The 22,514-nt window shown below is 66.3% G+C and carries 23 protein-coding genes; 14 read left to right on the forward strand and 9 right to left on the reverse strand.

Going from position 1 to position 22,514, the window contains the following annotated elements:
• Positions 1-88: 88 nt before the first annotated feature.
• The 5 genes from ACHQ4I_RS35040 to ACHQ4I_RS35060 form a co-directional block, all read right to left on the reverse strand.
• Complete coding sequence (locus ACHQ4I_RS35040; protein ID WP_420776188.1) at positions 89-1,123, reverse strand: alpha/beta fold hydrolase; 1,035 nt, start codon at positions 1,121-1,123, stop codon at positions 89-91.
• A 935-nt stretch (positions 1,124-2,058) separates the two neighbouring features.
• Positions 2,059-2,355, reverse strand: coding sequence for a DUF2516 family protein (locus ACHQ4I_RS35045; protein ID WP_354956879.1), 297 nt, complete (start codon positions 2,353-2,355; stop codon positions 2,059-2,061).
• Between the two features lie 72 nt (positions 2,356-2,427).
• Positions 2,428-3,066: a heparin-binding hemagglutinin gene (locus tag ACHQ4I_RS35050; protein WP_420776189.1), complete on the reverse strand. Its 639-nt coding sequence runs from the start codon at positions 3,064-3,066 to the stop codon at positions 2,428-2,430.
• Entirely contained in the window at positions 3,063-3,563 is a 501-nt protein-coding gene (locus ACHQ4I_RS35055; protein WP_420776190.1) for a helix-turn-helix domain-containing protein, read from the reverse strand. Before ACHQ4I_RS35055 ends, ACHQ4I_RS35050 begins: the two co-directional genes overlap by 4 nt.
• Before the next feature lie 104 nt (positions 3,564-3,667).
• Entirely contained in the window at positions 3,668-4,996 is a 1,329-nt protein-coding gene (locus tag ACHQ4I_RS35060; RefSeq protein ID WP_420776191.1) for a DUF445 domain-containing protein, read from the reverse strand.
• Positions 4,997-5,229: 233 nt separating this feature from the next.
• Between ACHQ4I_RS35060 and ACHQ4I_RS35065 the strand changes: the two genes are divergently transcribed.
• From ACHQ4I_RS35065 to ACHQ4I_RS35090, 6 genes are all read left to right on the forward strand, one after another.
• Positions 5,230-5,910: a TetR/AcrR family transcriptional regulator gene (locus ACHQ4I_RS35065; RefSeq protein ID WP_420776192.1), complete on the forward strand. Its 681-nt coding sequence runs from the start codon at positions 5,230-5,232 to the stop codon at positions 5,908-5,910.
• A gap of 189 nt (positions 5,911-6,099) precedes the next feature.
• Positions 6,100-7,539 carry an AarF/UbiB family protein gene (locus tag ACHQ4I_RS35070; protein ID WP_420776193.1) on the forward strand — a complete coding sequence of 480 codons (1,440 nt, stop codon included), beginning with the start codon at positions 6,100-6,102 and terminating at the stop codon, positions 7,537-7,539.
• 28 nt (positions 7,540-7,567) lie between these two features.
• Positions 7,568-8,821 (forward strand): saccharopine dehydrogenase family protein, encoded by a 1,254-nt coding sequence (locus ACHQ4I_RS35075; RefSeq protein WP_420776613.1) that lies wholly within the window; start codon positions 7,568-7,570, stop codon positions 8,819-8,821.
• Positions 8,822-8,833: 12 nt separating this feature from the next.
• On the forward strand, positions 8,834-9,466 hold the full coding sequence (locus tag ACHQ4I_RS35080; protein WP_420776194.1) for a class I SAM-dependent methyltransferase: 633 nt from the start codon (positions 8,834-8,836) through the stop codon (positions 9,464-9,466).
• 69 nt (positions 9,467-9,535) lie between these two features.
• Positions 9,536-10,141 carry a TetR/AcrR family transcriptional regulator gene (locus ACHQ4I_RS35085; protein WP_420776195.1) on the forward strand — a complete coding sequence of 202 codons (606 nt, stop codon included), beginning with the start codon at positions 9,536-9,538 and terminating at the stop codon, positions 10,139-10,141.
• Positions 10,141-11,970, forward strand: a complete 1,830-nt coding sequence (locus ACHQ4I_RS35090) for an alpha/beta fold hydrolase (RefSeq protein WP_420776196.1) — start codon at positions 10,141-10,143, stop codon at positions 11,968-11,970. The genes ACHQ4I_RS35085 and ACHQ4I_RS35090 overlap by 1 nt, the downstream gene beginning before the upstream one ends.
• Here ACHQ4I_RS35090 and ACHQ4I_RS35095 read toward each other — a convergent pair.
• Both ACHQ4I_RS35095 and ACHQ4I_RS35100 read right to left on the reverse strand, forming a co-directional pair.
• The gene (locus tag ACHQ4I_RS35095; protein WP_420776197.1) at positions 11,967-12,161 is read right to left on the reverse strand and encodes a hypothetical protein; all 195 of its coding nucleotides are present in this window, start codon (positions 12,159-12,161) and stop codon (positions 11,967-11,969) included. The two genes, ACHQ4I_RS35090 and ACHQ4I_RS35095, sit on opposite strands and share 4 nt — an antisense overlap.
• 84 nt (positions 12,162-12,245) lie before the next feature.
• Positions 12,246-12,989, reverse strand: a complete 744-nt coding sequence (locus ACHQ4I_RS35100; protein ID WP_420776198.1) for a GntR family transcriptional regulator — start codon at positions 12,987-12,989, stop codon at positions 12,246-12,248.
• Positions 12,990-13,167: 178 nt separating this feature from the next.
• On the opposite strand from ACHQ4I_RS35100, the gene ACHQ4I_RS35105 reads away from it, so the two are divergent.
• From ACHQ4I_RS35105 to ACHQ4I_RS35130, 6 genes are all read left to right on the forward strand, one after another.
• Complete coding sequence (locus tag ACHQ4I_RS35105) at positions 13,168-13,584, forward strand: hypothetical protein (protein WP_420776199.1); 417 nt, start codon at positions 13,168-13,170, stop codon at positions 13,582-13,584.
• Positions 13,585-13,587: 3 nt separating this feature from the next.
• Positions 13,588-14,256 carry a hypothetical protein gene (locus ACHQ4I_RS35110; protein WP_420776200.1) on the forward strand — a complete coding sequence of 223 codons (669 nt, stop codon included), beginning with the start codon at positions 13,588-13,590 and terminating at the stop codon, positions 14,254-14,256.
• Entirely contained in the window at positions 14,253-14,945 is a 693-nt protein-coding gene (locus tag ACHQ4I_RS35115; RefSeq protein WP_420776201.1) for an ESX secretion-associated protein EspG, read from the forward strand. Before ACHQ4I_RS35110 ends, ACHQ4I_RS35115 begins: the two co-directional genes overlap by 4 nt.
• Positions 14,946-15,196: 251 nt before the next feature.
• The gene (locus ACHQ4I_RS35120; RefSeq protein WP_420776202.1) at positions 15,197-16,042 is read left to right on the forward strand and encodes a polyphosphate kinase 2 family protein; all 846 of its coding nucleotides are present in this window, start codon (positions 15,197-15,199) and stop codon (positions 16,040-16,042) included.
• A 144-nt stretch (positions 16,043-16,186) separates the two neighbouring features.
• Positions 16,187-16,978 carry a DsbA family protein gene (locus tag ACHQ4I_RS35125; RefSeq protein WP_420776203.1) on the forward strand — a complete coding sequence of 264 codons (792 nt, stop codon included), beginning with the start codon at positions 16,187-16,189 and terminating at the stop codon, positions 16,976-16,978.
• Entirely contained in the window at positions 16,975-17,541 is a 567-nt protein-coding gene (locus tag ACHQ4I_RS35130) for a vitamin K epoxide reductase family protein (RefSeq protein WP_420776204.1), read from the forward strand. Before ACHQ4I_RS35125 ends, ACHQ4I_RS35130 begins: the two co-directional genes overlap by 4 nt.
• On the opposite strand, the gene ACHQ4I_RS35135 is transcribed toward ACHQ4I_RS35130, so the two are convergent.
• Entirely contained in the window at positions 17,538-18,656 is a 1,119-nt protein-coding gene (locus ACHQ4I_RS35135) for a S1C family serine protease (protein WP_420776205.1), read from the reverse strand. The two genes, ACHQ4I_RS35130 and ACHQ4I_RS35135, sit on opposite strands and share 4 nt — an antisense overlap.
• Before the next feature lie 215 nt (positions 18,657-18,871).
• Between ACHQ4I_RS35135 and ACHQ4I_RS35140 the strand changes: the two genes are divergently transcribed.
• Together ACHQ4I_RS35140 and ACHQ4I_RS35145 are read left to right on the forward strand one after the other, a co-directional pair.
• Positions 18,872-19,924 carry an NAD(P)-dependent alcohol dehydrogenase gene (locus tag ACHQ4I_RS35140; protein WP_420776206.1) on the forward strand — a complete coding sequence of 351 codons (1,053 nt, stop codon included), beginning with the start codon at positions 18,872-18,874 and terminating at the stop codon, positions 19,922-19,924.
• 46 nt (positions 19,925-19,970) lie between these two features.
• Positions 19,971-21,170 carry an AI-2E family transporter gene (locus tag ACHQ4I_RS35145; protein ID WP_420776207.1) on the forward strand — a complete coding sequence of 400 codons (1,200 nt, stop codon included), beginning with the start codon at positions 19,971-19,973 and terminating at the stop codon, positions 21,168-21,170.
• A gap of 6 nt (positions 21,171-21,176) precedes the next feature.
• Here the strand turns inward: ACHQ4I_RS35145 and ACHQ4I_RS35150 are convergent, their stop codons facing one another.
• The gene (locus ACHQ4I_RS35150; protein ID WP_420776208.1) at positions 21,177-22,478 is read right to left on the reverse strand and encodes a phthiocerol/phthiodiolone dimycocerosyl transferase family protein; all 1,302 of its coding nucleotides are present in this window, start codon (positions 22,476-22,478) and stop codon (positions 21,177-21,179) included.
• Positions 22,479-22,514 lie beyond the last annotated feature (36 nt).

Here is a 22,514-nt window from a genome sequence, read left to right on the forward strand (position 1 = left end):
AGCAATCGAGGGGAGCCAAAGGGCGGCTGCACCCGCCGACCGCAACGACCGTTTGGCTCCCCTCGACAAGAGCCGGAAAGGTACGGGCTCAGCCGACCGCTTCGGCGGGTAGGTATACGGACTCTAGGACGAGAGCTAGCTCGTCGTTGAACCGCTCGAACATCTCGGTGTTGCCCAGGTGTCCCTGCGGCAGTACCTCGTACTTGACCAGACTTCCGGTCTCCCTGAGCATCTCGGCGATCCGCTCCGAATGCACCGGCGGGGTCATATCGTCGAACTCGCCCGCCAGGATCGTCGTCGGCACAACGAGATTGCGCGCCGATTCGCCGAGATCCAGTTCGGCGAGTAGGAATCCGAACTTCGCACGTACCCGGGCGGGGCAGGAGCGGACGACGGCGAGGCTGTAGTCGACCACATCACCGGTCGAGCGCAGACTCATGATCTGCCGGGTGAAGACCCATTTCACCGGGGCGATCGGCGGGAAGACGATCGGGGTGCCGAGGCCGAGGCGGCCGATGAAGTACGGCAACGAGATTCGCAGCTTCAGCAGCGGGAGTGGCGTGTTGAAGAACGGTATGACGGTGGTCTCGGCGACCAGCTGCCCCGGTGCGGTGTTGGTCAGCAGCACCGCGTGCGCCTTTTTCGCGACCCGGTCGGGGTAGCGCCCGGCCCATGCCTGCAGCGTCATGCCGCCGAGGCTGTGGCCGACCAGCACGGCCCGCTCGCCGGGGCGCAGCGTGGCATCGAGCACGGCGGCCAGGTCGTCGGCGAGCAGATCGGTGGTCAACGGGCTCGAGCCCAGCTCACTCTCACCGTGGCCGCGCACGTCATAGGCGATGACGCGGTACTCCCCGGCGAACGCGTTGATCTGCGCGTTCCAGTATTCGATGGCGCAGGTCCAGCCGTGCACCAGCACGATCGCCGGAGCATCCGCCGGTCCGTAGGCGTGGACGCGCAGCCGCACACCATCGCGGGTGACCACGGGGACGACCTCATACGGCTCGGTCGGCGGGTTCAGCGCAGCGGTCGCATAGGTACGCGACCGCAGGTTGGCGCGGTGTGTATGGACCAGCCCCCGGACCTGACCAGGGAAGTCCTTAACCGCAGGCAGCTTTGCACGCATCGGACACTCCTTTGTGTTACTGCTCGATACAGTAACTTGGATTCCGCGTGCTAGCTAGTGCAAGCACCCAAAAAGTTATCCGAAGTTCCGCCGCCCACCCCTGCGGCCCACCCCAAAAACGATCAACAAACCCCGCCCCGACCGGCCCTCGAGCACCGCCTCCGCGCTCCAACGCCTCGTGAGCATCACCACAATTCGACCGACCGCCGACGCCAGAGCCACCACCACCGACCACGCCAAGCCTCACCAGCCCGCCCGCACACCAGCCGAGTGGCCCCCGTCGCACTGCCGAGAAACGAGCAGCCACCCCGACCGCCCCGAGCGTCGACGACACAGCCGCCACCGCCGACCGCGCCAAGCCTTACCTGGCTCGGCCGCACATCAGCGAGCGGCCACCCGTCGCGCTGCCGAAGAAATGAGCAGCCACCGCTACCCCGAACTCCCCGAGCGCCGACTCCGACCTCCGACAGCGTCGCCCGACCCTCGGAACCGCCCTACGCATGGCATCCCTCCAACTGACGCAGCGATCAAGATCAGGTGGCACTGGTGGCGGGGGGTTCTCGGGCGATGCCGCCACAGATTCCACGTGATCACATGTCCAACTGAGGGGGACGGTTCGTGGTCACGTTCGGGTTGGGTGGGCTGCGGTGGGTCCTGTTGTTCTGCACCGACTTTCAGAGGGCGCTGGACCCAGATCGTTTGGCGTTCCGTGGTTTTGCCGGTGCAGTGCTGGGCACGTGGGGTGCCGTACCCGGCTTACCTTCCGCAGTCGGGTGGGCAGGCGGGCGGCTTCCAGCTCGGTCGACTGGCTGTGGTTGCGTTCTCGAGCGGTTCGAGGGGAGTTGAAGGGTGGTTGGGCCGCCGACCCGCAACCGCCGTTTGACTACGTTCGACGGAACTTCTCGGGTGCACGGCCCATTCGGGGGCGGCGCTGACTACCAGCGCGGCCCGCGCTGGATCTCGTCCACCTTCGGGCGCACATCGGCCAGGTACACGCCGGTCGCGATGATGGAGACGAGTGCGAGCAGGCTGGTGACGCTGAGCGAGAGCAATAGGAACAGCAGGGCCGCGCCGAGGATTGCGATCCAGATCGGCTTGGTCAGTTTGTCCACGGCCGTGAACGCGTCGGGGCGTTGGCGGATGGCGTGGATGAGCGCGAAAATCGTCGCGCCGAGCGCCAAGAGCCGCAGCCCGTCCAAGATCCAGCTGGCCAATCCGTGCGCTGTGTCCACAAGGCCATCATAGAAGCAACGACCCCGCACACGCCGGGTGTGCGGGGTCGTCGCGTCGAGATATGAAGGGCGTCAGGCCTTCTTCGGCGCGGCCTTCTTGGCCGGCGCCTTCTTGGCGGGCGCCTTCTTGGCCGGGGCCTTCTTGGCGACACTTTCCGAGGCGGGCGCGGTCTCGGTGGTCACACCGACTACCTCGGCCTCGACGACCGACTCGCCCTCTTCCTCTTCCTTGACCGGACGGCCGATCAGCTCGTTGACCTTGGCGAGCGCGTCCTCGGCGCGGCTGGCCGCGTCCTTGTACAGGGTCTCGACCCGCTCGATCTGATCCTCGACCAGGTGGTTGGCGCGCAGCCGCTCGACGGTCTCCTCGCCGCGCACGGCCAGATCCGAGTACAGGTCGATGACCTGGTTGTAGTACTTCTCGGCGAGCGCCTTCAGCTCCTCGGGGGTGAACTTCTCGCGCAGTTCGGCGAGGTCCTCCGGCAGCTCGGACGGCAGCCCGGACAGCCGCTCGCGCAGCGTCTCGAACTGGGCGCGCACATCGGCCGGCACGTTGGCGAAGCGCTCACGGGCCTCTTCGACGCGACCGGAGACATCGGCGGAGGCGGCGCGCTCGCGCACCTGGGTGACGGCGTCGAGAACCGCGGCATACACGGCGTCACCGGCGCCGACGGTCGCGAACAGTGGCTTGATGTTTTGGTTTTCGGTCATTCTTCGTTCTCCTGGCGTGGCGGAGTAGGTGTTGTGCTCGGAACGTCGCTGTCCCATTCATCCCCCCCTGGCTCGCTTCCTCCGTTTTCCCGGCGAAACGATTCGTAGATGTCCAGCAGCACCTGCTTCTGCCGTTCGCTGATCGACGTATCGGCAAGCAGGGCATCCCGGACCGGACTGTGCGGCCGTTGCTCGAGATAGCCAGCCCGTACGTACAACACCTCCGAAGAGACCCGCAGTGCCTTGGCGATCTGCGCGAGTACTTCGGCGGACGGATTGCGCAATCCGCGCTCGATCTGACTGAGGTATGGATTGCTCACTCCCGCCAGGGTGGCGAGCTGGCGCAACGAGACTTGCGCGGCTTCTCGCTGTGCCCTGATGAAACCTCCGATGTCGTGTGCCGCATTGGCGACACGCGCCGCTTTTTCGCCGACGCCGCCGGATTTCTCCGGCTGTTCATCGGTGTACTCGGCGGAACCTTCGGGCTGGTCGGCCATCACTCACCTTCTGGCGGTTGTACGAATCCAATTCTAAAGCAGGGTGCTAACTGTTGCAAGCACCCCTGTTAGCACTCTTTCAGCAAACATTCAGCGCACTACGGTCAGCCGCCGAACATCAAATGCGAAATCGTGTAGATCACCAGCCCTGCCAGCGATCCCACGACCGTGCCATTGATGCGAATAAACTGCAGATCACGCCCTACCTGCAATTCGATCTTCTTGCTTGCTTCCTCGGCATCCCACCTGGCAACCGTATCGGTGACCAGAGTGGTGATCTCCGCGGCATAGTTTTCCACCAGATACCGCGCCCCGCGGTCGATCCACCCATCGACTTTGCCGCGCATCTCGCTGTCGTCGCGCAATCGCTCACCGAGCTGCTGCACGTTCTCGGCAACCTTGCGGCGCAGCGTGGAGTCCGGATCGTCGGCCGATTCCAGGATCAGCCGCTTGGCCGCGCGCCAGGTCGCCTCGGCCATTCCGGTGATCTCCTCGCGACCCATGATCTGCGCCTTGATCCGCTCGGCCTTTTTGATCATCGCGTCGTCGTGCTGGAGGTCGTAGGCGAATTCCTCGAGGAACCGATTCGCCGCCAGGCGGACCTCGTGTTCCGGATTCGACCGCACCTTCCAGGTGAACTCGACCAGCTCGCGATAGATCCTTTCTGAAAGCAGAATGTTTACGAATTTCGGAGCCCACTGCGGCGCGTCCCGCAAAACGATCCGATCGATCGTCTCCTGCGAGCTCAGCGCCCACTGGTGCGCCCGCTCGGCAAGCATGTCGAGCAGCGGCAGCTGCCGATTGTCGGCCAGCAGTTCGGCGAGCACTCGGCCGATCGGCGGACCCCACAGCGGTTCGGCGATCCGTTTGACGATGGTGTTGTCGATGACCTGCTCGACGTCCTCGTCCCGCAGCACCCCGACCACCGCGCGCAGAATGGTCGAACTCTCCTGCGCCACCCGGCCCGCATGACCCGGATCGGCCATCCACCGCCCGAGCCGCCAGGAGACCTGCGCCGAATTCACCTTCACCGAGACCACGTCCGGGGCCAGGAAGTTCGAGCCGACGAAGGAGCCGAGGCTGGCGCCGAGCTGGTCCTTCTTCTTCCTGATGATCGCGGTGTGCGGGATCGGCAGGCCGAGCGGATGCCGGAACAGCGCGGTCACGGCGAACCAGTCGGCGAGTGCGCCGACCATGCCGGCCTCGGACGCGGCGCGCAGGTAGCCGACCCAATCGCCGCCCGCCCCGCGCGATTCCAGCCAGCGGCAGAACAGATAGATCGCCGTCGCGAACGCCAACAACCCGGTGGCCAGCGCCTTCATCTTGAACAGATCGCGGCGCTTGCCCTCCTCGTCGACGAAGGCCGCGAAACTGGTCGGCGGGGCGGGTGCCTCCAGAACCGCGGTGTTGGACTGGCCGGGAGCTCTCTCCATGACACCCATTCTGCTGTGTGTCGGCCGCAGGCCTTCTGGGCGATCGCAAGCGACACGCAACCGTCGCCGAACGGCCGGATTGTGTGCAACCTGTCGCAACCAGTACCCAAACGCGCATGTTGATCGTTGCCTGGACCTAAGCTGGTGTTCCAAGCAGCCGCACAACCGAGGGAGTCACGCTGTCCACCGAAGACCTTGTCGATGTCGGCGAGCTCGCCGAACGACCGGCAGCGGTGCGCACCGGCCGGACGGACGGCCGTAAGCGCCGCTGGCGGCAGCACAAGATCGACCGCCGCGAAGAGCTGGTCGACGGCACCCTCGCGGCTATCCGCACGCGCGGCAGCAACGCGGGCATGGACGAGATCGCCGCGGAGATCGGCGTCTCCAAAACCGTGCTCTACCGCTACTTCTCCGATAAGAACGACCTGGTCCACGCGACCATGCAGCGGTTCATCGAGACCACCCTGATGCCGCGGGTGTACGAGGCGATCAGCCTCGACGCGGACGAGTACCACCTGGTGCGTTCGGCGCTGGCCGCCTATATCGGCACGGTCGACGAGGACCCCGAGGTCTACCGGTTCATCATGGGCAACGGTTCGACCGATCAGTCCTCGCTCGCCGAATTCGAGAAGCTGTTCGCCGAGGTCGTCACCACGGTCATCATCGATCGCAGCGCCGAGCACGGATTCGAGACCGAGGGAGCGCTGCTGTGGTCCTATGTGCTCGTCGGCGGCATCCAGTTGGCTACGCACTGGTGGACCACGGATAAGGCGATGTCCCGCGAGGAAGTCATCGACTACCTGACCATGATGGCCTGGAGCGCCATCGAGGGGATGGCGCGCGCCGGTGGTTCCCGCGAGATCTTCAACGCACAGCCACACATCCTGCCGAAGCCACCGCAGACCGGCGCCTGAGCGCTAGCTCGCGGTCGCCGAACTGATCAATCGCCCGACTTAAAGCCGCTAACAGGCCGCTAGCTGGGGCGCTAGCTGAAATAGTGACGGCGATCTCGACATTGGCGCGGCGTTGGCTACTCTGAAGCCGAGCGGTGCATGGGTGTCCAACATCACCGCCCTCGCGTCGGCACCAATGGAGGTACCTCGATGGCGAAGCAAGTGCCGACTTCTCGGCTTGCTCGTGGCACCAAGCTGGGTGCGGTGGCAGCCAGTTCGGTCATCCGAACCCAGCGCACCCGACTGTCGATGCGAGGCAGGTCCGCGGCCGTGCGCGCGAAGATGGCCGAGGAATCGATGATCCGCACCACCGAACAGGTGGTCATGGTCCTGGGGACCATGAAGGGCGTGGCCATGAAACTGGGCCAGATGATGTCGGTACTCGATCTGGACCTGGTGCCGGAGAGTCATCGCGAACGCTTCCAGAAACGACTCGCCGTGCTGCGCAATGCGGCGCCGACGGTGTCGTTCGAAGCGATGCGGCAGGTGATCGAGGAGGACTTCGGGCAGCCGCTGGACGCGGTCTTCGCCGAATTCGAGCCGGAGCCCATCGCCGCGGCCTCGATCGGGCAGGTGTATCTGGGGCGGCTGCGCGACGGACGCCAGGTCGCGGTGAAGGTGCAGTATCCGGGCATCGATGCGGCGGTGCGCGCGGATCTGAAGAATCTGGCGATGTTCCGGCGCGTTCTGCAATCGGCGATGCCGTGGGTGACGCCCGCCGTGCTCGACGAGTTGCGACTCAATATGGAGAGCGAACTCGACTACCACGCCGAGGCCGACACCCAATTGCAGATCGCCGACCTCTACGCCGGGCATCCGTTCATCATGGTGCCGCGCTCGCTGCCCGAACTCAGCACGACGCGGGTGCTGGTCAGTGAATATGTGGCGGGCAAGGGCTTCGAGGAGATCCGCCAACTGCCCGCGGCCGAGCGCAATCGGATCGGCGAGATCATCTACCGGTTCTATGTCGGCTCGCTGTTCAGCTTCAACGAGTTCTGCGGCGACCCGCATCCGGGAAATGTGTTGCTGGCCAACGACGGCCGGGTCGGCTTCCTCGACTTCGGGCTGTTCAATCGGATGGATCCCGAGCACGTGCGGTTCGAGACGATCTGCCTGCGCGCGGCGGCCGAGGATCGGGCCGAAGACCTGCGGCAGTTGATGATCGAGCGCGGCGTGATCGACTCGCCCGAGGAGATCGGGGCCGAGGAGTGCCTGGAATATGTGCTGTCGGCCTCGGAATGGTGCCTGGTCGACGAGGAGCTGACCATTACCCCGGAGTTGGCCAGCGGTGCGTTTCTGCTCGCGGTCGATCCGCGGGCCAGCGAGTTCGCCGGGATGAAACAGCAGAATCTACCGCCGGAGCACCTGTTCTCGCGGCGCGCCGACTTCCTCACCTTCGGCATGCTCGGCCAGCTCGAATGCACCGCGAACTGGCACAAGATCTCCCGCGAATGGCTCTACGACGAACCGCCGGTCACCGAACTGGGTAAGGCACACCACGAATGGGTGACCGAGCATCGGCCGACGCCGACCAAGAAGCCACAGGCGCGGGCGAAGAAGCCCGCCACGCGCGGTTCCGGCGCGAAATAAGTCCACGACGGCAGCTATCGAACGGAAGATCATGGCAGACAACCGAGAATTCGACCTAGTGCTGTTCGGCGCAACGGGTTTCGTCGGAAAACTCACCGCGCAGTATCTGCTCGACGCAGCGCCCGCCGAGGCGCGCATCGCGTTGGCGGGGCGCTCACTCGACAAATTGACAAGGGTCCGTGACGAACTCGGCGCTGCGGCCGCGAATTGGGGTCTGGTCGTTGCGGATTCGGCCGACCAGGCCGCGCTCGACGCACTGGCAGCACGAACCACAGTCGTCGTCACCACCGTCGGCCCGTACCTGCGCTACGGCTTGCCGCTGGTGGCCGCGTGCGCCAAGGCCGGGACCCACTATGCCGACCTGACCGGTGAACCGCTGTTCATCCGGGACGCGATCGATCAGTACCACGAGCAGGCCGTCGAAACCGGTGCGAAGATCGTGAATTCCTGTGGCTACGACTCGATTCCGTCGGACCTGAGCGTGTACCAGCTGTACAAGCGCTCGGTCGCGGACAATACCGGTGAGCTCGAGGAGACCACGCTCATCGCATCGCTGAAGGGCGGGGTGAGCGGCGGCACCATCGACTCGGGCCGGGCCATGATGGAGGCCATCGCGGCCGATCCGTCCAAGGGGTCGGTGATGAGCCACCCGTACTCGCTGAGTCCGGACAAGTCGATGGAACCCAAGGTGGGCCGCCAGACCGATCAGGCGCTGCAGCGCGCCAGCAGCATCGACCCCGGCCTGGACGGCTGGGTCGGCACCTTCGTCATGGCGGCACACAACACCAAGATCGTGCGCCGCACCAACGGCCTGCTCGGCTGGGTCTACGGCAAGAACTTCCGCTACCGCGAGGTGATGAGCGCGGGCAACTCGCCCGCGGCGCCGCTGGTCGCCGCCGGCATGGCGGGCGGCATCGTGGCGACGATGGCGGCCGGCGCCGTGCTGTCGCGAGTCGCGGTAGGCCGCAAGCTGCTCGACCGAATCGTGCCGAAGCCCGGCACCGGGCCGAGCGAAAAGGCCCGCACCAGTGGGTGGTTCACGATGAAGACCTACGCGCGGACCTCCTCGGGCGCGAAGTACGTCGCCACGTTCTCGGGCACCGGCGATCCCGGATACCAGGCAACCGCCGTAATGCTCGGCCAAGCCGGACTGTGCTTGGCATTCGATGGTGCGAAGCAGCCGGAATTGGCTGGCATTCTGACCCCCGCCGCGGCAATGGGCGACGCGCTCACCGAGCGGTTGCGGGCAGCAGGCATGACCATCGAGGTCGAGCGCGCGTAAGTCGGCGGCATCATGAACCTCGCACGACGCACCATGAACGCGCCCGCCCTCGCCGCCATCTACGAAAAGGCCTGGCGGCCAGCGCTGTTCTATCTGGCCAGTGGCCGGACCACCGCCGCCGACCGCCGCGATGCCGTCAGCACCCTGCGCCTGCACGGTTCCAAGAAGGTGCTCGATATCGCCTGCGGTCCAGGCAATTTCACCCGATACCTCAGCAACGCCCTCTCCGGAGACGGCTACGCCATCGGTCTCGACTACTCCGAACCGATGCTCGCCCGAGCCGTCACCGATAACGCGGGCCCGCGCGTCGGTTATCTCCGCGGTGACGCCCGCATGCTCCCCTTCGCCGACGGCACTTTCGACGCCGTCTGCTGCTTCGGCGCGCTCTACCTGATCCCCGATCCGATCACGGCCACTCGGGAGATGATCCGCGTCCTCGCCCCCGGCGGCCGCATCGCCATCACCACCAGCCACCGCTGGGAGCCACCCTTGGGCCGCGCCAGCCAAATCGTCGGCAGCTGGGCGGGGCTGCGCGTCTTCGACACCGATACCTTCCCCAACCTCTTCGCCGAATACGGCCTCACCGACATCAACCAGCAGGTCCACCGCTCACTCCAGTACCTGAGCGCGACTCGCCCGGCGTGATCCGCCCGCCGCCGCACACCGCGAAACGCCGTATTCCCAAAATCTATAGACCGGTCTATTCTGGCTGCCATGGTGGTTACATCCAAGGGAGCTCAGACGAGTGGTCAGCTGGTGGAGTCGATGCTGGAGTTGATCCAGGCGAGCGGCTACAGCGGTACGGGGCTGAATACGGTCGTGGAGCACGCTGGCGCACCGAAGGGGTCGTTGTACTTTCACTTCCCCGAGGGAAAGGAGCAGCTCGGTGCGAAGGCGATCGAGCTGGCAGCCGAGCGGTTCCGCGCCTTGCTGGCCGATACGACTCCGCGGGCAGCCTCGCCGGGGCAGGTGATCCGGCAGGTTGTGGAGGTGCTGGCCGGGCTGGTCGCAGACAGCGACTTTCAGCTCGGCTGCCCGGTATCCGTGGTCACCCTGGAGATGGGCGCACACAGCGAGCGGCTGCGCACCGCGTGCGCGGCGGCATTCGAATCGTGGATCGCACCGGTGCGCGAATACCTCATCGCCGCCGGACATCCGGAAGCGGCGGCGCGCACGCTGGCGACGGCGGCGGTCAGCGCGGTCGAGGGTGCGGTGATCGTGGCACGTGCCAAACGCGACGTGGAGCCGTTGCACAGCACGGCACAGGTGCTGGCCGTCCTGCTCGACCAGCCCGCCTCGACAGCCGGGACGGTGGCGTGATGACCGCGACCACTCGCCATGCGCTCGTATTCGGGGCCACCGGCTTCCTCGGCCGCAACCTGATTCTCACCCTGGACCAGGCCGGGGTCCGTGTCACGGCCGCCACCCGCAGCAGGGAGTCTTTCGTGCGGCTGGCGAGCTGGTTGGCCGATCACGGGTGCGGGACAGCTCCCGGCGAGCTGCGGGTCGACTTCGATGCAGATCAGCCGGTCCAGGGCGAGGAGACGGCGTGGATGGATGTCACCGAGGTCTACAACTGCGCGGGCGCGTATCGATTCGGTATGGCAAGGGACGAGGCGCGGCACGCCAACGTCGACAGCGTCCGCTCGGTGGTGTCCTTCGCCGCACAGCTGCCACATCTGTCACGGCTCGTCCACGTCTCCGGCTACCGCGTCGGGGGCCAGGATCCGAATACGGTTCCGTGGAGCGGGCAGCGATTGGCCCGAACCCATCGCCGTCTGGGCGCTTATGAGGCGTCGAAGGTGGAGGCCGATGCGGTGTTCCAAGCCACCGCCGACGAGCTCGGCGTGCCGTGGTCGATTGTCAACCCGCCCACCGTCATCGGGCCGAGTACGTCCGGAGAATCCGATCAGCAGCTCGGGCTCGCGGCGAGCTTGAAGGACATCTGGCAGGGCAGCGCGGCGGCGCTGCCGGGAGACTCCCGCACCTTCGTCCCGGTAATCCCGGTCGACTATCTGACCCGCATCATGGCCCTGCTGCCCACGGATCCGACCACCGCCGGTGCGGCGTACTGGGTGCTCGACGACGCTACGCCCGCACTGCCGGATCTGCTCTCGCTGGTCGGCCAGCATTACGGCGTGCGGGTGCCGCGCACGCGCATCCCGGTCGCGCTGGTGAAGCGGCTGCCGCGGCGGTTGACCAAGGCCGACCCCGAGACCCTGACCTTCCTGTCCACGGACCGGTATCCCACGGATTCGGCGCACGAACTGGCCCGCCGGCACGGTCTGGACCTTCCCGATACCAACCGAACCATCCTGCGGTGGGCCGACCATCTGGCCGCGCACCGGTTCGGGGCCGCGCCCGCCGACGGCGCGGCACGCGGCTTCGACGAATACGCCAAAGTTCGAACGTTCAGGATCGGCGAACCCGATGCGCCCACCGTGATACTGCCCGGCCTGCCGGTCAATGCCGAAACCTGGGCTCCGGTCGCGGCGGCCATGGGCGGCGCCCAGGTTGTGGACCTGCCCGGGCTCGGGATGTCCGCAGGCGGTCGCCACGACTGGCAGGCCTGGCTCGCGGCGCTGGTCGAACGAACACCCGGCGCGCACTTGGTCGGACACTCCATCGGCGCCGCCGCGGTGGTCGAGGCCGCCGCCGCGCATCCGGACAAGATCGGATCGATCACGCTGATCGCCCCGTTCTTTCTCCAGCCCGGCGCCGGGGTTTCTGCGCGACTCACACCCCTGACCCGGTGGTATCTACGGCGACTGAGTCCCGGCACATTGTCCGGCGAACTCACCGGCTCGACCGAATACGCCTCGGTGCTGCAATCGAGCGTGCAGGATCTGCACCGCGCGAAGGTCGCGGCCAACGTCGCCACACTGTTGGCCGCGACGACGAATACGCGCTGGCGCAGCGAACTGCGTGCCGAGCTCGCCGACTACCCCGGACCGGTCCATGTGATCACCGGAAGCGCGGACCCGCTCACCGACGAGGCCCACGCCCTGCTCGAATCTCTCGCGCCCCGAATCGAATTCAGCACCATCGACGGAGCCGGCCACCACCCACAGCTGACGCACCCCGATGCGGTGGCCCGAGCCATTGCCGGACACGAACAGGCAGGGCTCACCCACGGACGACCGATCTAGGCCTCATTCGGCTCATCCGCCCCCAGCGCAACCATCCGGTGCAGTATCGCCGGAGGTAGTGCGAACTCGAATTCCCTACCGCTGCTTTCGAATACGAAGGTCAGGTAGTCGTCTCGATGGATGGGGGCGCGACGGACGGAGCAGTGCTCCCCGACGATTACCCAACTACCGATGGTCAATTGGTCGAACATCGCGCCTCCCACCCTCTGGCCTATGCCACTTCGGCAAGTGGACTATGCCACGCAGGACGAGCGGGTGTCAATGAAAAAAAGGGGCTATGACCTGGTGGAATATTCCTGGTGGAAGGCCCAGCGGTCAGGTGGGTAGACCACCTCGTCCAACTGGATCGGGGTGCCGTCGGCCTCGTGCAGTGTCAGCCGGTAGACCAACACCGCGGCGGTGCGCGGCAATCCGAGATTGCGGCGTTCGTCGGCGGTGGCGAGGCGGGCGCACACTCGATCGCGGGCATATGCCACCCGGCGCGAGGTCACCGACTCCAGATACCGAATCGTCCCGCCGGACAACCGCTCGGCGACGAGCAACCGCTCTGCGGACCCCGCGAACACGGCGGGGAACCACGAGGTCGCCACCTCACAGACACCGGACTCGTTGGCCACCAACCGCTTCCGCACGATCACCGCACTGCCCGGCGCCAACGACAACGCCTCGGTGACCTCCCCGGGCCCATCGACCACCGCGGCCTGCACCACCGTCACCGACTCGTTCTCCGCATGCGCGAAACCGGACTCCCGGGCCCGAGCGGATCCTTCCCGCACCGATGGCAGCGCACTCCGGTCGACAACATACGTCCCGGATCCGCGCCGCGATTCGACAAACCCGTCCTGCCGCAACGCATTCAGCGCCTTCGACGCCGTCGGCCGCGCCACCTTCCAAGTCGCCGCCAACTCCCGCTCGGACGGCACCTCCGCGCCGGGACCGAGCTCACCGCGCTCGATCTGGTTTCGGATGTACCCCGAGATCCGCAGATACTTCGGGAGTACTTCGTCGATTTCGGGCACCGGACGCCTTCCGCTTCGGAAACCTCCCTGGACCAGTGGCAAGTGTAACCAACTGGTCGTGCGCCACATCACAATGGCGCGACGGCCGGTGCTGGCCCAAGCCGTCCCACAGGTCCCTACTGGACGGTAAAGTGCCGACCAGTGCGGTGGGTGGACCGAGCGGAAGGGGGCGACCCAGATGGCGGTACCCGATACCGGGCAGCGGATGGCCAGACAGCTGTACGCCGCCGCCACCGGGACGAGCGGCGGTGAACCCTTCGAACTGGCCGAGGACGTCGCCGAAAACCTCGCCGCCGCATGCGACAAGCTCGTCGAGGATCTGCAAAAGGCCACGGCGACCGGACATTTCGTCACCGACGTACACGGCTTTCCCGACCTCCCCACCGGCCGCGGTCTGGCAAAGGGCTTCGGCGACAAAGGCACCCAATTCCTCGATACCATCACCGCCTTCCTGGAAACCGCCCTGCTGTACAAGGCCGCCTACCTGGCCGCTGGCAAGCGATTCGAGGATGCCGAGGCCGCGAATCGGGCCGCCCTGCAACTGATCACCGACTATCTGGAGCCGGGCGAACAGGTCAGCGACGGAAGCCACTGAGCCATGGCAGATTCCGCGACCAGGGCCGCCGCCGACGCCATCCGGGCCCAGCAACGCGCCCTCGCCGACTCCGCCGGATCGGCAAGCGGCGGAACCGATCCCGCGTACGCACCCGAGCGCGAACGGTTCGGCGCCTATACCCACCAGGAGATCTGGGATCTGGTGCACGAGGTCATCGATCCCGCCGCCCTCGGCCGGGTCGCCGATGCCTGGCGCGCCAATGCCACCGCGGTGGCCGAGGCGTTCCAGGCATTCTCCGACGCCACCAACCGCGAATTCGCGCGCTGGTCCGGGCGTTCCGCCGACGCCGCGCTGCGCGCCACCCGTGAATTCGTCCGCAACGGCACCGAGGCCCACGACGTCTGCCGCGCGGTCCAACGCCTGATGGAGCTCAATTCCGATGCGGCACAGGCCATCCGAGCGGCAATTCCGCCGCCGTCGCAGTATCGTGCTCTGGAAGATCCGGCCGCCGAAGCCATTCACGGCGGACAACGCAGGATGGACCACGACATGGCCGCTGCTACGGCGCAGGCCGATGTCCAGGACACGATGACCTATGTCTACACCCCGACCATGCCCGCCTCCGGCGATCGTGTCCCCCGGTTCAACCCACCACCCGACGGTCCGCGGATCGCCCGGCCGAACCCTGGCGGTGGGGGCAGCGCACGGTGAAATGGGTATTCACCCCGGACGAATTCACGCATGTCTGGGAAAACGAGACGAGCCTCGACCGCCGTCCCTATCCGGTCAATCTGGCGCCCGCCGCCACGGTCCGCACCGAATCCGAGTACGCCGCACTGCGATTGCACCAGCGCTTCGCCCGCCAGGCCGACGCGGACTTAGCCGCCGCGCTGATGCTGTGCGCGCGCACCGACGCGACCACCATCACCATCTCCGGTGAGTCGGGCGCCAAGCGAATCCTCGTATTCGCCGCGGTGGTGCACAACCACGCGGGCATCCTGATCGCTGACACCGACAAGGTGACGGTGCGCATGTGCCACGCCCGCAACCTCGGTAGACAGCTGGTCGAGATCATCGGCCCGGCCCAGCCCGGCAAGCTCGCACCGATGCGGGAGCCGCAGGACGCGGTGCTGAACTCCGACGAGGCCGCCGCCACCAACGGCCATCGCCGCGCCGCCCGGTTCCGCCAGACCCTCCGAAAACCGGTGGACGGTCGCGGATTCATCACCGTGACCGTGGAACCCGAGAACCCGATGTCGCCGCCCACTCACCACCGCAGCTGGCTCGACTTCACCGGCGACGGACGCTATCTGCTCACCACCTCGCACGACCTGACCCTGGCCCCGGTCACCGACGAGGATTTCGCGGACCAATTGCTTCGGCTCGCTCAGATCCGCTGACCCGATCGCCCCGCAGTCGCGTGATCGCCCCGCAGTCGATAGTCGGCACGTCGCAGCATCCGCAACCACCACGGAGCAAGTCTTACGAGCGACGTTCGCGGTCCGTCTCGCGTCCGAGTCGTCGGAGCGCATCGAGCCCCAGCCGCTGGGCGAGTATTCATCCGGTGCCGAACTGCCCGCTCGAGGCGACCACCACGGAGCAAGTCTTACGAGCGACCGTTCGCGGCCCGTCTCGCAATTAGGATATTCGGATGGCGAAGAAATGGTCTCTGCCGCCGATCGAAGCCCTGCGGGCCGATGGCTTGCGCATCGCCGACCTCGACACTTCCGGCACACCCGGATTCAAGGGCGACAAATCGCAAGGCCAGGAACTGCTGACCGAACGCACCGCGGTGCTGTCGGATCTGCAGGAGAAGCTCTACGCCAGCGGCCGTTCCGGCGATACCCGCAGCGTGCTGCTGGTGCTGCAGGGCATGGATACCGCAGGCAAGGGCGGCATCGTCCGGCACGTCATCGGTTCGGTGGATCCCCAGGGCGTCGATCACGCCTCGTTCGGAGTGCCGACCGAGGAGGAGAAGCGCCACCACTATCTGTGGCGCATCCGCAAGGCACTGCCGCGTGGCGGACAGCTCGGCGTCTTCGACCGCTCGCACTATGAGGACGTGCTGGTCGTGCGGGTGCACAACCTGGTGCCGCCGGAGGTCTGGGAGCCGCGCTACGACGAGATCAACGCCTTCGAGCGGGAACTGCTCGCCGAGGGCACCACGATGGTGAAGGTCGCCATGTTCGTCTCCCTCGACGAGCAGAAGAAGCGGCTGGGCGAACGCCTGGATCGACCGGACAAGTACTGGAAGTTCAACCCCGCCGATATCGACGAACGCGGTTACTGGCCCGCCTATCAAGAGGCCTACCAGGTAATGCTGGACCGCACCTCGACCGACTACGCCCCCTGGCATGTGATCCCGGCCGACCGCAAATGGTTCTCCCGCCTCGCGGTCACCGAATTGCTCATCGACGCGCTGGACCGGCTGAAACTCGACTGGCCACCGGCCCAGTTCGACGTCGAGGAGCAGAAGCGCCGCCTCGCACAGGCTTGAATGTGGCTGCCGTCGGACCAAGGTTCCTCTCAGGTTGGCCACGGATGATGTGGGCCGTGCCAGTCCACGCCCTGGGTGAGTTCCGGATCTACCATCGTGGCGGCAGAAAACCGGCAGGCAAGCGAAAGGCGTGGTGAACGCACGGTGAGCAATAAACCGGGTGGCAAGAAGAATCCGCTCTTGGCGGCGGAGCGCGCCGACCGCAACCGCAAGATCCTGATCCAGGTGGCCGTGGCGGTTGTGCTGATCGGACTCGTCGCGGCGATCGGCATCGGGATCGCGGTAAAGAACGCCAAGAAGAACGATCTGGGCGCCACCCCGTCGATCGCCCCCACCGCGAGCCAGCTCCGCAACGGCGGCACCGCCACCATCACCGATAACGGCGCGGTTCGCATCGGCAAGCCGGATGCGAAGGTCACCGTCCGCATCGTCGCCGACCTGCAGTGCCCGGCCTGCAAGGGCTTCGAGGCGGCCAACGCCCAGGTCGTGCAGGATGCCGTCGAAAACGGCACCGCCGTCGTCGAATACAACATCATCTCGTTCCTGGACAAGGCTTCCACCACGAAGTACTCCTCGCGCGCGGCCAATGCGTCCTATTGCGTCGCCGAGGCGGATCCGTCGAAGTACCTCGGCTGGCTGGCCACCATGTACGAGCAGCAGCCCCGCGAAGGCAGTGCGGGTCTGACCGATGACCAGCTGATCGATATCACGAAGGGCGTCGGCTATCCGGATTCCGTCGGGCAGTGCATCAAGGACAACAGCTATAACAAGTACATCGAGTCCAAGACCAAGGATGTGCTGAACAGCGGAGTCAAGTCGACTCCGACGGTCTTCGTCAACGGCACGCAGGTGGGCAGCCAGGACCTCGCACTGCCGAACGGCGAGTTCAAGCCCGACGCGATGGCCGCTGTCATCGCCGCCGCCGCGGCCAAGTGAACAGCACCACCGCCAGGTCCGCCTGGGTGCTGCTGATCGGCGGGCTGGCGGGCTGGCTCGCCTCGGTCACGCTGACCATCGAGCGGTTCAAGCTGTTCACCGATCCCGGCTACACGCCCTCGTGCAGCATCAACCCGATCCTGTCCTGCGGGAATGTGATGACCACCGAGCAGGCCGCCCGATTCGGATTCCCGAATCCGATCATCGGCATCGTCGGCTTCTCGGTGGTGGTCACCCTCGCCGTGCTCGCCGTCTCGGGTGTGCGCTTCCCGCGCTGGATCTGGGGCGGACTGTGGGTGGGGACGGTGCTCGGCACGATCTTCATCTGCTGGCTGATCTTCCAGAGCCTGTACCGGATCGGCGCACTGTGCCCGTACTGCATGGTGGTGTGGGCGATCATCACCCCGCTGCTCGCGGTGGCCACCGAGCAGGTGTGGGGTGGTTCGCGCGGCGTGCTCGGGGTGGTCGTCGAATGGCGGTGGACGTTCGTGGCGGTGTTCTACGCGGTTGTGCTGCTGTTGATCTTCCTGAAGTTCCAGGATTACTGGTTGTCGCTGGTTTAGTTCGGCGACCCCAGCGCGAGCACCACGCTGACCGTGCGTTGCGCTCCATCGGCCCCGGTGATGCCCAACAGGACCGTGTCATCCGGTTTGTGCACATTGATGGCGGCCCGCAAGGCCTTGGCGGTGGTGATGTCATGACCGTCGATCGAGGTGATCACATCGCCGTCGATGAGCCCGGCGGCGTACGCCGGTAGCCCGTACAGCGCGATATCGATCCGGGCCCCGCTGGGTTTCGCATCGGAGATCAAGACGCCGAGCGTGGCGGTCGGCCCGATGTGCACGGTCTCGGTGGGCGTACCGGATCGAATCTGGTACACCACGCGCATGGCCGCATCGATCGGCACCGCATAGCCGTTCGCGCGCCCGTCCGCATGCGCGGTCTCCCCCGACGCGGCGGTGATCACGCCGACCACCGCACCACCCGGATCGGCGAGCGCACCACCAGACTGTCCCGCAGTGACCGGCGCCGCGATCTCGACCATCCCGGTCAGCGACTTGCGGGTCAGATCGGAGGCGTTGAGCGCGACGATCGTGCTGTTCAGATCGGTGATATTGCCCTGGACCGAGGTCGGGGTGCCGCCGGCGCCGCGCGCGTTGCCGATGGCCAGCACCTCCTCGTGCAGGCGCAGCTCTGCGGAGGTGCCGACACGGGCGATCGTCAGGTCGGCGGCGCCGGACAGTTCCAGCAGCGCGATATCCGCGCTGGAGTCGTAACCGAGCACCTTCGCGTCGTAAACGGCGCCGTTTCCGACATCGGTGACCGTCACGGTATCGGCGCCCTTCACCACGTGATGGCTGGTCAGCACTTGGCCGTCGGCGGTGAGGACTATTCCGGATCCGGCCGCGCCGAGCCCGAACGGGCGCGAAGAGGTACTGATATTCACCAGTGCCGGTTCGACGGCCTGCGCGACCGCCACCGGATCCAGCGGTGGCAGCGGTTCGAGCAGGGCGGGCGGGGAGCTGTCCGTACCGGAGGACGAGGACCAGTCGGGCAGCTCACCGCGGAAGCCGAAGAAGGCCGCCACCGCGAGGATCAGGGCAAACAACAGCGCGAGCCCGCGCCCGCCGCCCCCGACTCGCTGTCCCTCGGGCGCGCGGTGCCGTTCGTCGTCCATCGCTCTCCCGCCTCCGGCTGGGCCTTTGACCAAATTCCATTGTGGCCGGAGATCATCTCCGTAGATCACGAAACGGGCCGTGCGATTAATTCGGCGCTGCGTTTGGCAAACCCCGCATGCAGCGGTAGGCATGTAAACATGAGCGAACGCAGTGAACGATTCATGTCGCAGCGCGCAATGCGCATGCCGGGGCCGAGTGCCAGCGAGGCGCGGGCATGACCGTTGCTGCCGCCTATGCCATGTCCGCGCCGGACGGGCCCTTCGAGAAGCTTGCCATCGAGCGGCGGGAGCTCGGGCCGCGCGATGTGCTGATAGATGTCAAGTACGCGGGCATCTGCCACTCCGATATCCACACCGCCCGCGACGAATGGGGCGGCACCAGATATCCGTGCGTCCCCGGCCACGAGATCGCGGGCATTGTCGCCGCGGTCGGTTCCGAGGTGACCAAGCATCGGGTCGGCGATCGCGTCGGCGTCGGGTGCATGGTCGACTCCTGCGGTGTCTGCGGTCCGTGTCTGGCCAATGAAGAGCAGTACTGCGATAACGGCGCCACCATGACCTACAACACCCCGGTGGACCCATCCGTCCAGCCCGACGGTTACACGATGGGCGGCTACTCGACCCACGTCGTGGTGACCGAGAACTTCGTGCTCTCCATTCCCGAAGGCATCGGACTCGATGTGGCGGCGCCGCTGCTGTGCGCGGGCATCACGCTGTTCTCCCCGCTGCGGCACTGGAATGCGGGGCCGGGCAAGCGGGTCGCAATCATCGGCATGGGCGGACTCGGACATGTCGGGGTGAAGATCGCCGCGGCGATGGGGGCCGAGGTCACCGTGCTGAGCCATTCGCTCGGCAAGCAGGACGACGGCAAGCGCTTCGGCGCCGAGCACTACTACGCGACCAGCGATAAGCAGACCTTCCGCGACCTGCGCAACCGATTCGACCTCATTCTCAACACCGTCTCGGCCGACCTGCCGATCGACAACTATCTGCGCCTGCTGCGGCTCGACGGCACCCTGGTAATCCTCGGCCTGCCCGAAAACCCGTTGAACGTCAAGCCTTTCACGATCGCCGGGTATCGGCGGGCACTGGCGGGATCGATGATCGGCGGCATCGCGCAGACCCAGGAGATGCTGAACTTCTGCGCCGAGCACGGGATCGGCGCGGAGATCGAGCTGATCTCGGCCGACGAGATCGATGGCGCCTACGACCGGGTGGTCGCGAGTGATGTGCGGTACCGGTTCGTCATCGACGCCTCGACGATCTAGTACGTGTCGGTGCGCTTATTCGTCGGCGGTTCAGTAGCTTGGCGTTGTGTCCGCCGATGAAGAGCAATCGCCGCCCACCGAGACGGCGGTGGTCACTGCCGATGTGACGGCGGGGCCGCCGCCATGGCTGCTGCGGGCCTTGCTGCTCGCGGCGGCGACGGTGGCCGGGCTGGTGTTCGGCTTCTGGATTCTGCAGAAATTGCAGGGTTTTCTGCTGGTGCTGCTGGTTTCGCTGTTCCTGGCGTTCGCAATCGAGCCCGCGGTGAATTGGCTCGCCGCGCGCCGGGTGCGTCGCGGGCTGGCGACCGGACTGGTCTTCCTGGTGTTGATCGCGGCCACCGTCGCGTTCGTGTGGACGCTCGGCGCACTGCTGGTCGATCAGGTCACCACCTTGGTCAGGAACGCGCCCGATAACGCGGATCAGGTCGTCGACTGGATCAATCGCACCTTCAAAACGAATCTGTCCAGCGGCGATATCCAGAAGCACCTCGGTGAGTGGAGTTCCACCATCAACCGCTATCTCGTCGGGCTGGCGGGCAATGCCTGGGGCATCGGCACCGCGGCGATCGGCGCCATCTTCCAGGTCCTCGGCGTGCTGTTGTTCACCTATTACTTCGCCGCCGACGGACCGCGCATCCGCAATGCGGTCTGCTCGCTGCTGCCGCCGCGCAAGCAGCGACATGTGTTGCGCGCCTGGGATATCGCCGTCGAAAAGACCGGCGGCTACATCTATTCGCGCGCGCTGCTCGCGCTGTGCTCCACGATCGCGCACTATGTCGCGCTGCGCATCCTCGACGTACCGTCCGCGTTCGCGCTCGCGCTGTGGGTGGGCGTTGTGTCGCAGTTCATCCCGACCGTCGGCACCTACCTCGCCGGTGCGCTGCCGGTGCTCGTCGCGCTGGTGCACGGCCCAACGACCGCGCTGTGGATTCTGGGCTTCATCCTGTTGTACCAGCAGTTCGAAAACTATGTCCTGCAACCGAGAATCACCGCGACGACGCTGGATATGCATCCGGCCGTCGCATTCGGCGCGGTGATAGCGGGTGCGGCGATACTCGGGCCGACCGGTGCGCTGCTCGCGATTCCGGTCACCGCGACGACGCAGGCGTTCGCCGGCGCCTACATCCGTCGCTACGAGGTCGAGGACAGAGATACCGAAAAGCCCGAGCGGCCGCCGAAGAAGCAACGGAAGTGGACGCGCCAGTTGACCATTCGACTCACCGGCGGCGGGCGGCCACCTGAGTGATGGTCCCTATACGGCGCGCATGCTCTGCAGTGCGTCGATGAGCGCCAGACTCACCTTGCCCATCTGGGCGCCGCTGTGCACAGCGGTGTCGTACTCCACCTGGATGGTCAGGCGGCCGCCGACGGTGAATGCGGTGAGCTTCGGCGGCATGCCGGGGCCCATGGCATAGATGTCGTCGCGAATGTGGCGGATGCCCTCCGGTGTCGAATGTGCCGGCAGGCGACCGATATTGGAGATGGCGATGGTCGGCGGGGCCGCAAGAATCGCCGCCGCGACCTCGTCCTGGACGCGCTGGGCGGCCAGCGGGAAAATGGCGGCTTCGCGCTGCTCCAGCGCCGACCGCATGCCCGTGGCCACCTCGTGCGCGATATCGAAGGGGCTCGCATTCTCGGCTACGAGCGCGTAGGTGCCTACACCAGAAGCACAATTCACAACCGTGTGCGCGGGCAGCGGCGGGTCCAGTTCGTTGCGCACGTCCACCGCGTGGCCGCAGATCACCGGGAGCGGCTCCGTGGCGGGTTCGAGCTGGGTACGAACCGCGACGAGCGCGGCGCCGGCGAGCAGGCTGTTGACCGAAATGCCTTGTGCACGCGCCGCGTCGACCAGCGTCTGGGTCTCCTTGGTATCCAATTCGATGCGCCGCACCGCGAAGCGGCCGAGCGGACCGTCGCCGACCCCGTCACCATCGATCGGCAAGGTGCGCGGAGCCGATTCCGGACCCATCATCGAGGCTCCGGACCGGATCCGATCGAGCCATTCGGTGACCTCCGCATCCGAGACAACCGCGGCGAGCCGGACATCGACGCCCTCCGGTAGTTCCTGATCGGAATCCGGCTGCGGCAGTGCGGTTCCCGTCGCATGCGCGGTGTAGCGCTGCCACATTTCCGCGAGGAGCGCGAAAGCCGATCTGCCATCGGAGATCCCGTGATGGATGACCAAGACGATCTGATCACGATCGCCGTCGCGCAGCAGATGGGCGCGGAACAGGCCGTCGCGCCAATCCCGTGGCCCGTTCACCAGACTCAGGTATTCCGCCTCGCCGCCATCGGCGATCTCGAGGCGTGGCCGGTAGGCGTCGTCGCGTCGGAAACACATCGCGCCCTCGGCATCGGCCACTGGCCTGCTGCGCAGCAGCGGATGCCGGGCCGCGAGCTCGTCGAGTACCCGACGCAGGATCTCGACGTCGAGCACGCCGTGCACGGTGGAACCGATGAACAGCGGCATATCGCCGGTCGGCACGCTACCGAGGTGGGTGGCGGAGTCGAAGTAGCTGATCTCGAAGGGGGTAACGGGTCGCTGCGCGGTCATTCGTCGTCTCGTACTTCCGTGTGGTGGAGCGGGCTA

The organism is Nocardia nepalensis (genome assembly GCF_048910785.1).
In the GTDB taxonomy this organism is placed as follows: Bacteria; Actinomycetota; Actinomycetes; order Mycobacteriales; family Mycobacteriaceae; genus Nocardia; species Nocardia nepalensis.

What these genes read in the sequence shown, in the direction of transcription:
- ACHQ4I_RS35040 (WP_420776188.1), bottom strand. Translation starts at nt 1,123, where the DNA reads ATGCGTGCAAAGCTGCCTGCGGTTAAGGACTTCCCTGGTCAGGTCCGG.
- ACHQ4I_RS35050 (WP_420776189.1), bottom strand. Translation starts at nt 3,066, where the DNA reads ATGACCGAAAACCAAAACATCAAGCCACTGTTCGCGACCGTCGGCGCC.
- ACHQ4I_RS35055 (WP_420776190.1), bottom strand. Translation starts at nt 3,563, where the DNA reads ATGGCCGACCAGCCCGAAGGTTCCGCCGAGTACACCGATGAACAGCCG.
- ACHQ4I_RS35060 (WP_420776191.1), bottom strand. Translation starts at nt 4,996, where the DNA reads ATGGAGAGAGCTCCCGGCCAGTCCAACACCGCGGTTCTGGAGGCACCC.
- ACHQ4I_RS35070 (WP_420776193.1), top strand. Translation starts at nt 6,100, where the DNA reads ATGGCGAAGCAAGTGCCGACTTCTCGGCTTGCTCGTGGCACCAAGCTG.
- ACHQ4I_RS35080 (WP_420776194.1), top strand. Translation starts at nt 8,834, where the DNA reads ATGAACCTCGCACGACGCACCATGAACGCGCCCGCCCTCGCCGCCATC.
- ACHQ4I_RS35085 (WP_420776195.1), top strand. Translation starts at nt 9,536, where the DNA reads ATGGTGGTTACATCCAAGGGAGCTCAGACGAGTGGTCAGCTGGTGGAG.
- ACHQ4I_RS35090 (WP_420776196.1), top strand. Translation starts at nt 10,141, where the DNA reads ATGACCGCGACCACTCGCCATGCGCTCGTATTCGGGGCCACCGGCTTC.
- ACHQ4I_RS35095 (WP_420776197.1), bottom strand. Translation starts at nt 12,161, where the DNA reads ATGTTCGACCAATTGACCATCGGTAGTTGGGTAATCGTCGGGGAGCAC.
- ACHQ4I_RS35105 (WP_420776199.1), top strand. Translation starts at nt 13,168, where the DNA reads ATGGCGGTACCCGATACCGGGCAGCGGATGGCCAGACAGCTGTACGCC.
- ACHQ4I_RS35110 (WP_420776200.1), top strand. Translation starts at nt 13,588, where the DNA reads ATGGCAGATTCCGCGACCAGGGCCGCCGCCGACGCCATCCGGGCCCAG.
- ACHQ4I_RS35120 (WP_420776202.1), top strand. Translation starts at nt 15,197, where the DNA reads ATGGCGAAGAAATGGTCTCTGCCGCCGATCGAAGCCCTGCGGGCCGAT.
- ACHQ4I_RS35135 (WP_420776205.1), bottom strand. Translation starts at nt 18,656, where the DNA reads ATGGACGACGAACGGCACCGCGCGCCCGAGGGACAGCGAGTCGGGGGC.
- ACHQ4I_RS35140 (WP_420776206.1), top strand. Translation starts at nt 18,872, where the DNA reads ATGACCGTTGCTGCCGCCTATGCCATGTCCGCGCCGGACGGGCCCTTC.
- ACHQ4I_RS35150 (WP_420776208.1), bottom strand. Translation starts at nt 22,478, where the DNA reads ATGACCGCGCAGCGACCCGTTACCCCCTTCGAGATCAGCTACTTCGAC.